The organism is Aquipseudomonas guryensis (genome assembly GCF_014164785.1).
GTDB lineage: Bacteria > Pseudomonadota > Gammaproteobacteria > Pseudomonadales > Pseudomonadaceae > Aquipseudomonas > Aquipseudomonas guryensis.
In genome coordinates this window covers 986,818-999,614 of sequence record NZ_JACJFN010000001.1, presented here as the reverse complement: position 1 = coordinate 999,614, position 12,797 = coordinate 986,818, and the positions used below count along the sequence as shown (strand labels likewise).

Genomic DNA, 12,797 nt, shown 5'->3' with positions numbered 1-12,797 from the left:
TGGGCGGGGGCTTCCCGGATTGCATCCGGGCTACGAATGTCGATCTGCCCACACCTGTTGGGGCGTGCGGGGTGGCCACCCTCTCCCCCGGCCCCTCTCCCATGAATGGGAGAGGGGAGGAAGCGGCATCTACCTGGGGAAGTCGCTGTGCGACTTACATCAGCCGTTTGCCATCTTCGCGGCTGATTACCACGGTGGCCGAGCGGGGGCGGCGGCCGGGGCCGTCGGGCCAGGTGCTGAGCAGGTTGCCCGGAGTCGAGCCTTCGCCGGGGTGCTGGATGTTGACGAACAGGGTGCGGAAGTCTGGCGTGGCGCTGATGCCGGTGACTTCGGCGCCGATCGGGCCGACCAGGAAGCGTTTGATCTCACCCGTGCGCGGCTCGGCCACCAGCATCTGGTTGTTGCCGAACGGGCCGCTGGCCAGTTGGCTGCCGCTCATGTCGGTCTGGATCCACAGGCGGCCGTCCGGGTCGAACCACAGGCCGTCGGGGCTGGCCAGGATGTTGCGCTCATCCAGTGCCGCACCGCTCGGCCCCTGGCTGTCGCCCTGCGGGCCGGCGAGCAGGAAGATGTCCCAGTTGAAGCCCTTGCCGGCGTGGTCGCGGCGGTTTTCGCGCCAGCGGATGATGTGCCCGTAGGGGTTGGCTGCACGCGGGTTGGCGGCATCGGCGCTGGCGCGCGAGCTGTTGTTGGTGAGGGTGAAGTAGACCTCGCCGTTGTCCGGATTGACCGCGCCCCATTCCGGACGGTCCATCTTGGTGGCGCCGACGATGTCGGCAGCCAGACGGGTGTTGATCAGCACTTCGCCCTGGTCGGCGAAGCTCACCCCGGCGGCCGTGCAGGCAGCCTGGAAGGCCGGGTCATTGAGGTCGAGGGCCAGCCAGTTACCGCTGCCGTCGGCATTGAAGCGCGCCACGTACAGGGTGCCTTCATCGAGCAGACGGCCCGGCTTGCGCAGCCAGGGCAGGTATTTGCCGCGGCTGACGTATTTGTAGATGTACTCGTTCTGCGAGTCGTCGCCGGAGTAGCACACCAGCGGCTTGCCGGCCTGCACCGGGGCGAAGATCAGGCCTTCGTGAGCGAAGCGGCCGAGGGCGCTGTGCTTGACCGGCTGCGAGTCGGGGTCGAAGGGGTCGATCTCGACGATCCAGCCGAAGTGGTTGGGTTCGTTGCGGTAGTCGCCTTCGGCGCTTGCAGCCTTGCGCGTGGCGTCGAAGCGCTGGAATTCGTCGCCGGGCAGGGTGTCCCAGCCGAAGCGGCTGGTGGCGCGCAGGCCGTAGCGCTTGAGCTCGCGCGGCAGGTCGGCATCGCGGGTGGCGAAGTAGCCGGCCCAGTTTTCTTCGCAGGTCAGGTAGGTGCCCCAGGGCGTTACGCCATGCGCGCAGTTGTTCTGCGTGCCACGGCTGGCGGTGCCGTCCGGGCTGTGCAGGGTCTTGAGCAGGGCGTGGCCGCGCGCTGGACCGGCCATCTGCATCGGCGTAGCGGCCGTGATGCGGCGGTTGAGGTAGCCGGGCACCACTTGCCATTCACCACCCTGACCACGGCGCACTTCGATGATGGTGACGCCGTGGGCGTTGATCTCCTTGCGCACTTCCTCGGCGCTGGTGCGCTGGCCATTGACCGTGGTCGGGCCGTTGGGGTGCAGCAGCGGGGCGTCGACGTATTCGTTGTTGAACACCAGCAGGCCGTGGTTGGAGCGTTTGCCGGCACCGCGCTGGGCGTCGGCCGGGAAGAAGTGCATGCCATCGTGGTGCATGCCGACCTGTTCGGCCTGGTCCTGGGCGCTGTTGCTGGCATCTTCGAGGAAGGCCGGGAAGCGCCCGCTGATCGGCGTGCCCCAGGGCACGAACACGCTGGCGCGATAGCCGGCGGGCACCGTGATGGCGTCGGCGCGGCTGATGGCGACGGCGTCGAAGGGCAGGCGGTTGCGTTTCTTCAACGCCACGCCTTTGCCCGCCTGCTCGGCCGCTTCCACCGCCTGCGGCAGCACGCCGAGAAAGCCCAGGGCACCGACCGCACCGGCGCCGGCGATGATCTGCCGCCGACGCTGGTCGATCAGCTCGCTCAGGTGCGGGTTGCTGGAGTGGTTGCTGGGGCGCTCATCGCCATTGCCAAACAGCACGTCGTTCTGATCATCACGGCTCACGGTTCGTTTCCTTCTGTTGAGGGTTCGACGGAGACATGACGCTAACGGGGTAAGGCGACGGCGGAATGACGCTTGTATGGCGAGTTGGTGTCGGTTGTGCGACTGCCCGGCAGGCACGTGTTGGGCTGGCGGGGTTGGCGTGCGGTACTGGGCGAGCGCCGAATCGCGCTGATCAGCGCTTGGCCGCGCGGCTCATCAGGCGCGCATCGAGCAGGGCGTGGTGGGGAATGGCGGCTTCGTCGAGGTCGCTGAGCAGGCTGACGTCCTCGCGGCAGCTGACGTGGGTGGGCAGGCCGTTGCGGCCGAGCAGGTCGAGCAGCAGCGGCCAGTCCCAGGCCAGGGCGTCGCTGACGACTTCCACTGCGCTGTAGCCCTGCAGGAATTGCTGCAGGGCGGCGCGGGCTTCGCTACGGCTGTGGCCGTGGCGGGCCAGATCGAGTTGAGGCAGAACGATCTCCTGGACGAATTCGGAGCAGTCGGCCGCGGCCCAGCCGTCGCTGAGTTCTACATAGAACTCGGCGCCGTCCGGGTCGACCAGGGCCAGGCTGATCAGCCGGTAGTCGGCTGTCAGGCGGGTGAACTCGGTATCCAGGTAGAGCGTGTGCATGTGCGCCGGCATTAGCCCATGTGGAAGAAGGCCAGCTTGTGGCCGTCCAGATCGCGGAAGTAGCCGGCGTAGAAGCCTGGCATGCGCTCACCGGGAGCGCCTTCGTCGCTGGCACCGAGGCTGATGGCCTTGGCATACAGCTTGTCGACGTTGTCCCGCGAGCCGGCAGGTAGGGCGATCATGCTGCCATTGCCGACGCTGACCGGTTGCTTGTCGTAGGGCAGGCACACACCGAGCATCGGTTGATTCATGGCCTTGCCATAGAACGCCGCGCGGCCAACATCCATGACCACTTTGGCGCCCAGTTCGGCGAGCAGTTCGCCGTAGAAGGCTTTGGCTTTGTCCAGGTCGGCGGTGCCGATCATTGAGTATCCGATCATGACGATGTCCTCGTTGGGGGTGGGCAGAATCTAGCGTAAGCGGGGGCAAGTACAAGCTTGAGCGCTGCTGGATCGGGGTCGGCATAAAAAACCCGGGCCAGGCCCGGGTTTTTCGTGGTGCGGGTGGATCAGCCGTTCTGGCGGATACCGGCCACCAGCCAGGGCTGGTTCTCGCCGTTGACCCGCTCCATGCGCCAGCTTTCGCTGAACGGCTCGCCCTGGTCGAAGCGCGAGGTCTTGGCCACGCCACGGAAGGTCAGAGTGGCGACGGTCTTGTCGGCCAGTTCGTCGATACCGTCGAGCTGGGCGTCGAGGTCGTCGATGTAGGTGGACTGGAAACCATCACCCAGGCTGGCGCGCTCTTCCGTGAGGAAGCTGAGCATCTGCGGGGTGACGAATTCGGCGATCTTGTCCATCTCGCCGGCGTCCCAATGCTGCTGCAGGGACAGGAAGTGCTCGCGGCCGGCGGCGATGAAGCGCTGCTCGTCGAACCAGGCCGGGGCATTGATCACCGGGCGGGCGGCTGCGCTGCTACCGAAGACCGGCGCCTGCTGCGGCATCTGCCGCTGCATGCCACCGGCCATCGCCGGCTGGCCCTGAGCCTGACGGCGCGAGGCGATCAGGCGGAAGATGACGAAAGCGACCAGGCCGAGCAGGAGGATGTCGAGGAACTGGATACCTTCGAAGCCGTCGCCCATGAACATCGAGGCGAGCAGGCCACCGGCGGCGATGCCAGCCAGTGGGCCGAGCCAGCGCGAAGCACCGCTGGCGGCCGGCGCGGTACGCCCAGCGGTGGCGGCAGCGCCGGTAGCAGCCGCAGGTGCGGCGGCTGGCGCATCGGCCTGACGGGTCTGGTGGGTCGGCGCGGAGCCGAAGGTCTTGCCGCCACCCATGCGCTTGGCACTGGCGTCGAGGCTGAGAGTCAGGCCCAGGCACAGAGCCAGGGCGATGCTGAGAAAGCGCTGCATGAAGGTATCCCGGTTAATGAGGTGGTACGCGCATCATCCTGCCCAGTCCGGCGAGCAAAGGCCAGCCCAGTGTGTTTCCGGATTTATGTACAACTGTGTCTGTTCGCTCTGTCGGTCGTGCGGTACATCTGTGCTTTGCACGTTTGCCCGAGGTGTCTGCATGTATATCCCCAAGGCGTTTGCCGTCAGCGAGCTGGCCGAACTGCACGGTTTGATCGAGCACAGTGGCGTGGCCACGCTGGTCTGCCAGGGCGAGCAGGGCCTGCAGGCCAGCCATCTGCCACTGCTGCTGGTGCCCGGCGAGGGCGAGTTCGGCACTCTGTACGGCCACTTTGCCCGGGCCAACCCGCAATGGCGTGCCCTGGCTGACGGGGCCGAGGTGCTGGTGGTGTTCCAGGGTGCCGAGGCCTATATCAGCCCGAGCTTCTACCCGGCCAAGGCCGAGCACGGCAAGGTGGTGCCGACCTGGAACTACCAGGCGGTGCATGCCCATGGCCGCGCCGAGGTGTTCGACGAGCGCGAGCGCCTGCTGGCGCTGGTCAGTGCGCTGAGCGATAAGCACGAACGGAGTCGCGAACGGCCGTGGGCGGTAAGCGATGCGCCGAGCGAGTACATCGATAGCATGCTGCGCGCCATTGTCGGCTTCGCCCTGCCGATCAGCCGTATCGAGGGCAGCTTCAAGCTCAGCCAGAATAAGGATGCCGCGAACTTCGCTGGGGTGCGCGATGGATTGGCTGCGTCGCCGCGGGAGGGCGAGCGACGCCTGGCCGAGTGCATGCAGCGCTTGCCCTAGTTCGCCTCCGAGCAGAAGCATGGGGTGATTCTCTTGTAGGAGCGGGGTGCCTACCTGAGCAGCCAGCGCAGAGGGCCGCTGCGCAACTGCTGGCGCAGCAGGGCGCGCACTTCGGCTTCGCCCTCCTTGGGGTGGCGCAGCCAGTGCACGAAGGTGCGCAGGTAAACGGCGGTCAGCAGGCTCTCCTCGGCGATACGGTAGAGGTGCAGGTTCTGCCGCAGCGCGGCCTCGCGCCACCACTGCACGGTGCGGCTGATGCGCAGCAGGCCGCCGAGCTGCAGGTGGATGTGCCCCGGCTCCAGCTTGTAGAGCAGCATCTGCCCGGTCACCGCGCGATGCGTGGCGAGGCAGGCCAGCCAGGCCACCAGCAGTTCCTCCAGGCGTTTTTCCGCACTCAGGCCGGGCAGGTCAGCGCCTTTGGCGCGGGCCAGCAGGGCCTGGTCGGCGCGGTCGAACCAGGCTTCGACCAGCTCGTCCTTCTGTCGGTAGTGGCGGGCAATGGCGGCCAGGTCGCTGTCCAGCTCGGCGGCGACCTCGTGCAGGTGCAGGCGCTCCCAGCCGCAGCGGTCGGCCAGGTGCAGGGCGCAGTCAAGAATCTTGTCGGCGGAAGGGTTCGAGCGGGGCATGGGGATTACCTCCGCTCGACAGTATGGTCAGCCTGTCAGGTCAATTGCGTCGGGCTGACAGGCGGATTACCCGTGCAGGGCACGTTGCCCATTTAGTGGCGTAGGGTGCGCCGGGTTCACGAAGCGTATGTCGTACCCCGAACAGTGATTACAGCGCCTCCAACTTGGCGTAGCCGAGCATCAGCCACTTGCTGCCTTCGGCCTCGAAGTTGACCTGCACCCGCGCCTGGGCGCCGCTGCCTTCGAAGTTGAGGATCACCCCGTCGCCGAACAGTGCGTGGCGCACGTGCTGGCCGAGGCGAAAGCCGGTGTCCGGCACTTCGGCATTGGCGAACATGCCCATGCTGCTGGTGCTGCCGCTGCTCGAACTGCTGCTGCCGTAGGGGCGGCTGACGCTGTTGGACAGGCGCACTTCCTGGATCAGCGCCGGCGGAATCTCGCGGACGAAGCGCGACACCTTGTTGTAGGTCTCGCTGCCGTACAGGCGGCGGGTCTCGGCATAGGTCAGCACCAGGTGCTGCATGGCGCGGGTCACGCCGACATAGGCCAGGCGGCGTTCCTCCTCCAGGCGGCCGGGTTCTTCCAGGCTCATCTTGTGCGGGAACAGGCCTTCTTCCATGCCGACCAGGAACACCATGGGGAATTCCAGGCCCTTGGCGCTGTGCAGGGTCATCAGCTGGATGCTTTCCTCGTGCTCGTCGGCCTGGGTGTCGCCGGCCTCCAGGGAGGCGTGGGTGAGGAAGGCCGCCAGCGGGCTCATCTCCTCTTCCTCGTTGTTCTCGAAGTTGCGCGCGGCGCTGACCAGTTCCTCGAGGTTTTCCACTCGCGCCTGGGCTTTTTCGCCCTTCTCGGCCTTGTGCCAGGCGATCAGCCCGCTCTGCTCGATGACCGTCTGTGCCATCAGGTGCAGGGGCATATCCAGCACTTTCGCGGCCAAATTCTCGATCAGCTCGACGAAGGCGGCCAGGGCGCCGGCGGCGCGGCCCGGCAGGGCCTTGTTGGCGATCAGCTGCTGCATCGCCGCCCACATCGACAGCTCGCTGTGGCGGGCGTGCTCGCGGATCGCCTCGATGGTTTTCTCGCCGACGCCACGGGTCGGCACGTTAATCACCCGCTCCAGCGCGGCATCGTTGTGCCGGCCGTCGAGCAGGCGCAAGTAGGCCACCGCGTTCTTGATCTCGGCGCGCTCGAAGAAGCGCTGGCCGCCGTAGATGCGGTAGGGAATCTTCTCGCGCAGCAGGGCTTCTTCGAGCACCCGCGACTGGGCGTTGGAGCGATAGAGGATGGCGATTTCGCTGCGCGACAGGCCAGTCTTCAGGGCGCGCTCGATGCTTTCCACCACGTAGCGCGCTTCGTCGTGCTCGTTAAAGGCGGCGTACAGGCACAGTGGCTCGCCGTCGTCGCCGTCGGTCCACAGCTCCTTGCCCAGGCGCCCGTTGTTGTTGGCGATCAGGGCGTTGGCGGCCTTGAGGATGCCGGCGGTGGAGCGGTAGTTCTGCTCCAGGCGGATCATCTGTGCGTCGGGGAAGTCGCTGCTGTACTGCTGGATGTTCTCGATCTTGGCGCCGCGCCAGCCGTAGATTGACTGGTCGTCGTCGCCCACCACCATCAGGCTCTCGCCGCCCTTGGCGAGGAAGCGCAGCCAGGCGTACTGCACGGCGTTGGTGTCCTGGAACTCGTCGACCAGGATGTGCTTGAAGCGCTGCTGGTAGTGCGCCAGCAGGCCCGGGTTGTCGCGCCACAGGTCGAGGGCACGCAGCAGCAGCTCGGCGAAGTCGATCACCCCGGTGCGCGCGCAGGCTGCTTCGTAGGCCTCGTAGATCTTCAGCATGGTGGCGAGGAACAGGTCGCCGCCGGCCTGGATGTTCTTCGGCCGCAGGCCTTCGTCTTTCTGCCCGTTGATGAACCACTGGGCCTGCTTGGCCGGCCAGCGCTGTTCATCCAGGCCCAGCTCGCGGATCACCCGCTTGACCAGGCGCTGCTGGTCGTCGGAATCGAGAATCTGGAAGTTCTCGGCCAGCCCGGCTTCCTGCCAGTGCGCCCGCAGGATGCGATGCGCCAGGCCGTGGAAGGTGCCGACCCACATGCCGTTGGGATTCAGGCCGAGCATCTGCTCGATGCGGTGGCGCATCTCGGCCGCAGCCTTGTTGGTGAAGGTCACCGACAGGATGCTGTAGGGCGAGGCGTTGACGATCTGGATCAGCCAGGCGATGCGGTGGACCAGCACGCGGGTCTTGCCCGAGCCGGCGCCGGCCAGCACCAGCTGGCGGCCGAGCGGGGCGGCCACGGCCTGGCACTGCGCATCGTTGAGGGAAGCGAGGAGGAGTTCGGGGTCGAAACGGGCGGGATCATTTTGCATCGCGGCATTCTACGGGCCGGGGCAGGGGGCGGCAAACCGTGACCAGACTGAACTGTTCAGTCAGTGAACAACTGTGCGCCATTGGTCGATGATGGCTGTTAAAAAGCCACTATCAGGCTTGGGCGGGCGCTCTAGCTCGGGTATGCTCGGGAAAAGTCGGGCAAACCATTACAAGAAAATCGCCTATGACCACCCCCGTAACGCCTGCGGCGGCCCCTGTGTCGCCGCTTGATTCGCGCGCCATTCGCCAGCAGTTCGCCACCGAGATCGCGGTCGAGCGAACCCGTCTGCTCTATCAAGGTTCCCAGGTTCCGACCCTGTTCATGCTGCTCAACGGCCTGGCCTGTGCCGCGTTGTTGTGGGGTGGCGAGCAAAGCCTGCTGCTCGGTGGCTGGCTGATCTGGCTGGTGCTGCTGGCGGTATTGCGGCTGATCCAGATGGCAGCCTTCAACGCCGCCCTGCCATCGCGCCAGGCCAGCCCACAATGGCGGCGCATGTTCCTGCTGGGGGCCGGTCTATCCGGGCTGACCCTGGGCTTTGCCGCGATCTATCTGGTGCCGCCCGACCGCTTCGTGCTGCAGGCGCTGGTCTATGGCCTGATCGCCGCCGCGATCTTGTCTGCCAGCGTGGCCTATGCGGTCAGCCGCGCGGCATTTCTGGTGTTTGCCCTGCCGTGTCTGGTGCCACCCATCATCTTTCTGCTGCTCAGTGACAGCAGCCGTCAACAGGGCTGGGGCATGCTCGGCCTGATCCTGCTGCTGAGCCTGTGCGTGGTGGCCTGGCAGGTCAATCGCCTGGTCCTGCGCAGCCTGCTGCAGCGTTTCCAGAACCAGGCGCTGATCAGCGGCCTGGAACATGCGCGGGAAAGTGCCGAAGGGTTGAACCAGGAACTGGCGCGCGAGGTGGAACAGCGCCGCCGCGCCGAGCGCGAGCTGCGCAAGGCCCACGACGAGCTGGAAATCCGCGTGGCCCAGCGCACTCTGGAGCTGGATGATGCCAGCCATGCCCTGGGCAAGAGCGAAGCGCGCCTGGGCCTGGCCCTGGAGGCCAGCGAGCTGGGGCTGTGGGACTGGAACCTGCAGACCGACGAGGTGCACCACAGCCATCTGGAAAGCATCTTCGGCATCAGCCAGGACGAGGTGAAAGGCGTGCTCAGCCACCTCAAGCCGCGCCTGCATCCGGACGACCTGCCGCTGTTGCGCCGCGCCCTGGTCGAACACCTCAAGGGGCGCACCGACGGCTATACCGTTGAATACCGCGTGCGCCATGCCGATGGCCGCTGGCGCTGGGTCGAGGACCGCGGCCGTGCGGTGGAGCGCGACGCGCAGGGCCAGGTGCTGCGCATGCTCGGCACCCGCCGCGACATCACCGGGCGCAAGCAGCGCGAAGAACAGCAGCGCCTGGCGGCCACGGTATTCGAGGCGGCCAGCGAGGGCATCGTGATTCTCGATGCCGACTATATGTTGCTGTCGGTCAACGAAGCGTTCAGCCAGGTTACTGGCTACCGCAAGGAAGAAGTGCTCGGGCGCAGCGTGGCGACCCTGATCAGCAGCCGCGAGACCCGCCGCCACTACCACCTGATCCGCCAGGACCTGGAGCAGCATGGCAGCTGGCGCGGCGAGCTGGTGGAGACGCGCAAGAACGGCGAACTGTACCCGCAGTGGCTGCAACTCAACGTGGTGCGCGATGCCCGTGGCCAGGTCAGCCATATCGTCGGTTTCTTCTCCGACCTGTCGTCGCGCCGGCAGACCGAGGAGCGCCTGCGCTACCTCTCGCACTACGACGAGCTGACCGGGCTGGCCAACCGCACGCTGTTCCGCGAGCGCCTGCACGAGGCCGGTGAAGCCTCGCGGCAGCATGGCCGCGGCCTGGCCCTGCTGCATATCGACCTGGACCGCTTCAAGCTGCTCAACGACAGTCTCGGCCATGAAGTGGCCGACCAGTTGCTGCGGCAGATGGCCCGTCGCCTGACCCAGGCGGCGTCCGAGGCCAACACCATCGCGCGGCTGTCTGGCGACGAATTCGCCATCCTTCTCGACGACTACGGCAGCCTCTCGGCCCTGGCGCGCACTGCCAGCCGCCTGCTCGGCAAGCTGCGTACGCCGATGGATGTCGGCGGCCACGAACTGGTGGTCAGTGCCTCCATCGGCATCAGCCTGCTACCGGACAACGCGCGAGAAATCTCCGCGCTGATCAGCCAGGCCAACATGGCCATGCAGCACGCCAAACACCTGGGCGGCAACACCTTCCAGTTCTACACCGACAACCTGCAGGCCTGCACCCTGGAGCGTCTGCAGCTCGAGAACCAGTTGCGCAAGGGCATCCAGGAAGGCCAACTGGAAGTCTTCTACCAGCCCAAGCTATGTCTGGCCGACGACAGCCTGAATGCCGCCGAAGCCCTGGTGCGTTGGCGTCACCCGGAGCTGGGCCTGGTGCCGCCGGGGGATTTCATTCCGCTGGCCGAGGAGACCGGGCTGATCGCCCCGCTCGGCGAGTTCGTTCTGCGTCAGGCCTGCCTGCAGGCTCGCGAGTGGCAGGTGCAGGGGCTGGTCGAGCTGCGCGTGTCGGTCAACCTGTCGGTGCACCAGCTGCGCCAGGGCAATCTGGTCAGCCTGGTGCGCCAGGTGCTCGACGAGACTGATCTGCCCGCCCATATGCTCGAGCTGGAACTGACTGAAAGCCACCTGCTGGACAATGTCGAGAACGTCATCGCCACCTTCCAGCAACTGCGCGATTTGGGCGTCAAACTGGCGATCGACGACTTCGGTACCGGCTATTCCTCGCTCAGCTACCTCAAGCGCTTCCCGGTGGACTACGTGAAGATCGACCAGACCTTCATCCGCGACCTGTCGGTGGGTGGCGAGGATGCGGCGATTACCCGCGCGATCATCGCCATGGCTCACAGCCTGGATCTCAAGGTGGTGGCCGAGGGAGTGGAAACCCAGGCGCAGATGGACTTCCTCAAGGCCCAGCGCTGCGACGAACTGCAGGGCTTCCTGATCAGCCAGCCGTTGCCGGCCGAGCAGTTCGCCGAGCTGCTGCGCAGCCATGCCGAGATGTGCTGATCAGTCCAGATAGCGCATCAGCAGGGCATAACGCAGCTCGATATCTGCAGGCAGCTCTAGATAGAGGGTATGGCCGTCGCCTGGCGCCACGTCGGTGGCTTCGCCAGTGCCTTTGTATAGCGCCTGCAGGGTGAAGCTGTGGTTGCCGCGCGGCGTCATCAGCTGCAGGCGATCACCGACGCTGAAGCGGTTCTTCACCTTGATCTCGACCAACTTGCCCCGCCGCTCGCCGGTCAGCTCGCCAACGAACTGCTGGCGCTCGGAGAACGAGTTGCCGCGCTGGTAGTTCTGGTACTCGTCATGCACGTGGCGGCGCAGGAAGCCCTCGGTATAGCCGCGGTTGGCCAGCGACTCCAGGTCGTCCATCAGGGCCCGATCGAACGGCCGCCCAGCCACGGCGTCGTCGATGGCCTGGCGGTACACCTGAGCGGTGCGCGCCACGTAGTAGTGACTCTTGGTGCGACCTTCGATCTTCAGCGAATGCACGCCCAGCTGCACCAGGCGCTCGACATGCTGCACGGCGCGCAGATCCTTGGAATTCATGATGTAGGTGCCGTGCTCATCCTCGAAGGCCTCCATCAGCTCGCCGGGGCGGCTGCCGTCTTCGAGCAGGAATAGCCGTTCGGTACTCGCGCCTTCCCCCAGGGTTGGCGCGGCGGGGCTGCACTGGCGCACGATCTCGCCCAGTTCATTCTGCTGCCCCTCGTGAGCCTGGTACTGCCAGCGGCAGGCATTGGTGCAGCTGCCCTGGTTGGGGTCGCGCTTGTTGATGTAGCCGGACAGCAGGCAGCGCCCGGAGTAGGCCATGCACAGCGCGCCGTGGACGAACACTTCCAGCTCCATCTGCGGCACCTGCTGGCGGATCTCGCCGATCTCCTCCAGCGACAGCTCGCGCGAGAGGATCACCCGACTCAGCCCTTGCCGGCGCCAGAACTCGACGCTGGCCCAGTTCACCGCGTTGGCCTGCACCGACAGGTGGATCGGCATCTGCGGGAAGTGCTCGCGCACCAGCATGATCAGCCCCGGATCGGACATGATCAGCGCATCCGGGCCCATCGCCACCACCGGCGCCAGATCCTTGAGGAAAGTCTTCAGCTTGGCATTGTGCGGCGCGATATTGACCACCACGTAGAACTGCTTGCCCTGGGCATGGGCCTCGTTGATGCCGATGGCCAGGTTGGCGTGGTCGAACTCGTTGTTGCGCACCCGCAGGCTGTAGCGCGGCTGCCCGGCATACACCGCATCGGCGCCATAGGCGAAGGCATAGCGCATGGCCTTGAGGGTGCCGGCGGGGCAGAGCAGTTCGGGTTTGGCAAGTGTGGGCATGGCGGTAATCGACGGCTGTTGAAACGGCCGTCGATTCTAGGGAGGCGTGAGGCGTGGGGTATTGATATGGGTCTATGGCTTGGCCGGGATGCTGACGCTGGGCAGCGCGTCTTCGCTGGCTAGCTGTTCGGGGCTGCTCGGTGCGGGCGCCTGCAATTCAAAGGTGAACTCGTTGGTCGCTTTGGCCAGAAACAGGGTGGTGATACCGACGGCTGTGGCAATCACGGAGGTCATCAACTGAGTATCGCCACGAATCACCCCCAGCCACTTCAGCGCAATGGCCACCACCACGGTGACGGCGCTGAGCGTGATCACCAACATGAACACCATGCCGGTGCTGCCGAGCCGCTCGAAGCGCTTTAGCTGATCCTCACAGGCCAGGATCATCGGGCCAGCGCATTGCTCGCAGTTGATTGGAGTTTTCTTGAGCACGTGCTGCAGCTGAAACGCATCGAGCGGGCCGGTGTGCTGGCAATAAGGGCAGGTGGCTCGGGTGGAGGTGCTGGTGTTGTCTTCACTCATGTCGA

Annotated in this window: 10 protein-coding genes; 2 read left to right on the top strand and 8 right to left on the bottom strand. The window is 65.9% G+C overall.

The annotated features are described in order from the left end of the window. Positions 1-154: 154 nt before the first annotated feature. The 4 genes from H3H45_RS04565 to H3H45_RS04550 form a co-directional block, all read right to left on the bottom strand. Positions 155-2,146: a PhoX family protein gene (locus H3H45_RS04565; RefSeq protein ID WP_182832536.1), complete on the bottom strand. Its 1,992-nt coding sequence runs from the start codon at positions 2,144-2,146 to the stop codon at positions 155-157. A gap of 172 nt (positions 2,147-2,318) precedes the next feature. Beyond that, the gene (locus H3H45_RS04560) at positions 2,319-2,753 is read right to left on the bottom strand and encodes a 3'-5' exoribonuclease (protein WP_182832535.1); all 435 of its coding nucleotides are present in this window, start codon (positions 2,751-2,753) and stop codon (positions 2,319-2,321) included. An 11-nt stretch (positions 2,754-2,764) separates the two neighbouring features. Continuing rightward, a complete protein-coding gene (locus tag H3H45_RS04555) occupies positions 2,765-3,133 on the bottom strand; it encodes a VOC family protein (protein ID WP_182832534.1) in 369 nt (122 codons plus the stop codon). A gap of 128 nt (positions 3,134-3,261) precedes the next feature. Continuing rightward, entirely contained in the window at positions 3,262-4,101 is an 840-nt protein-coding gene (locus tag H3H45_RS04550; RefSeq protein ID WP_182832533.1) for a Tim44 domain-containing protein, read from the bottom strand. A 160-nt stretch (positions 4,102-4,261) separates the two neighbouring features. On the opposite strand from H3H45_RS04550, the gene H3H45_RS04545 reads away from it, so the two are divergent. Then, positions 4,262-4,894, top strand: coding sequence for an FMN-binding negative transcriptional regulator (locus tag H3H45_RS04545; RefSeq protein ID WP_182832532.1), 633 nt, complete (start codon positions 4,262-4,264; stop codon positions 4,892-4,894). A gap of 50 nt (positions 4,895-4,944) precedes the next feature. Here the strand turns inward: H3H45_RS04545 and H3H45_RS04540 are convergent, their stop codons facing one another. Then, positions 4,945-5,520: a TetR/AcrR family transcriptional regulator gene (locus H3H45_RS04540; RefSeq protein WP_182832531.1), complete on the bottom strand. Its 576-nt coding sequence runs from the start codon at positions 5,518-5,520 to the stop codon at positions 4,945-4,947. A 148-nt stretch (positions 5,521-5,668) separates the two neighbouring features. Further along, positions 5,669-7,879, bottom strand: coding sequence for a DNA helicase II (gene uvrD, locus H3H45_RS04535; protein WP_182832530.1), 2,211 nt, complete (start codon positions 7,877-7,879; stop codon positions 5,669-5,671). 185 nt (positions 7,880-8,064) lie between these two features. Between uvrD and H3H45_RS04530 the strand changes: the two genes are divergently transcribed. Further along, positions 8,065-10,944 (top strand): GGDEF domain-containing phosphodiesterase, encoded by a 2,880-nt coding sequence (locus H3H45_RS04530; RefSeq protein ID WP_182832529.1) that lies wholly within the window; start codon positions 8,065-8,067, stop codon positions 10,942-10,944. Here H3H45_RS04530 and trhP read toward each other — a convergent pair whose 3' ends face one another. Next, entirely contained in the window at positions 10,945-12,270 is a 1,326-nt protein-coding gene (trhP, locus tag H3H45_RS04525; protein ID WP_220494125.1) for a prephenate-dependent tRNA uridine(34) hydroxylase TrhP, read from the bottom strand. Positions 12,271-12,342: 72 nt separating this feature from the next. Then, entirely contained in the window at positions 12,343-12,792 is a 450-nt protein-coding gene (locus tag H3H45_RS04520; RefSeq protein WP_182832528.1) for a hypothetical protein, read from the bottom strand. Positions 12,793-12,797 lie beyond the last annotated feature (5 nt).

What these genes read in the sequence shown, in the direction of transcription:
- H3H45_RS04560 (WP_182832535.1), bottom strand. Translation starts at nt 2,753, where the DNA reads ATGCACACGCTCTACCTGGATACCGAGTTCACCCGCCTGACAGCCGAC.
- H3H45_RS04555 (WP_182832534.1), bottom strand. Translation starts at nt 3,133, where the DNA reads ATGATCGGATACTCAATGATCGGCACCGCCGACCTGGACAAAGCCAAA.
- H3H45_RS04550 (WP_182832533.1), bottom strand. Translation starts at nt 4,101, where the DNA reads ATGCAGCGCTTTCTCAGCATCGCCCTGGCTCTGTGCCTGGGCCTGACT.
- H3H45_RS04545 (WP_182832532.1), top strand. Translation starts at nt 4,262, where the DNA reads ATGTATATCCCCAAGGCGTTTGCCGTCAGCGAGCTGGCCGAACTGCAC.
- H3H45_RS04540 (WP_182832531.1), bottom strand. Translation starts at nt 5,520, where the DNA reads ATGCCCCGCTCGAACCCTTCCGCCGACAAGATTCTTGACTGCGCCCTG.
- uvrD (WP_182832530.1), bottom strand. Translation starts at nt 7,879, where the DNA reads ATGCAAAATGATCCCGCCCGTTTCGACCCCGAACTCCTCCTCGCTTCC.
- H3H45_RS04530 (WP_182832529.1), top strand. Translation starts at nt 8,065, where the DNA reads ATGACCACCCCCGTAACGCCTGCGGCGGCCCCTGTGTCGCCGCTTGAT.
- trhP (WP_220494125.1), bottom strand. Translation starts at nt 12,270, where the DNA reads ATGCCCACACTTGCCAAACCCGAACTGCTCTGCCCCGCCGGCACCCTC.
- H3H45_RS04520 (WP_182832528.1), bottom strand. Translation starts at nt 12,792, where the DNA reads ATGAGTGAAGACAACACCAGCACCTCCACCCGAGCCACCTGCCCTTAT.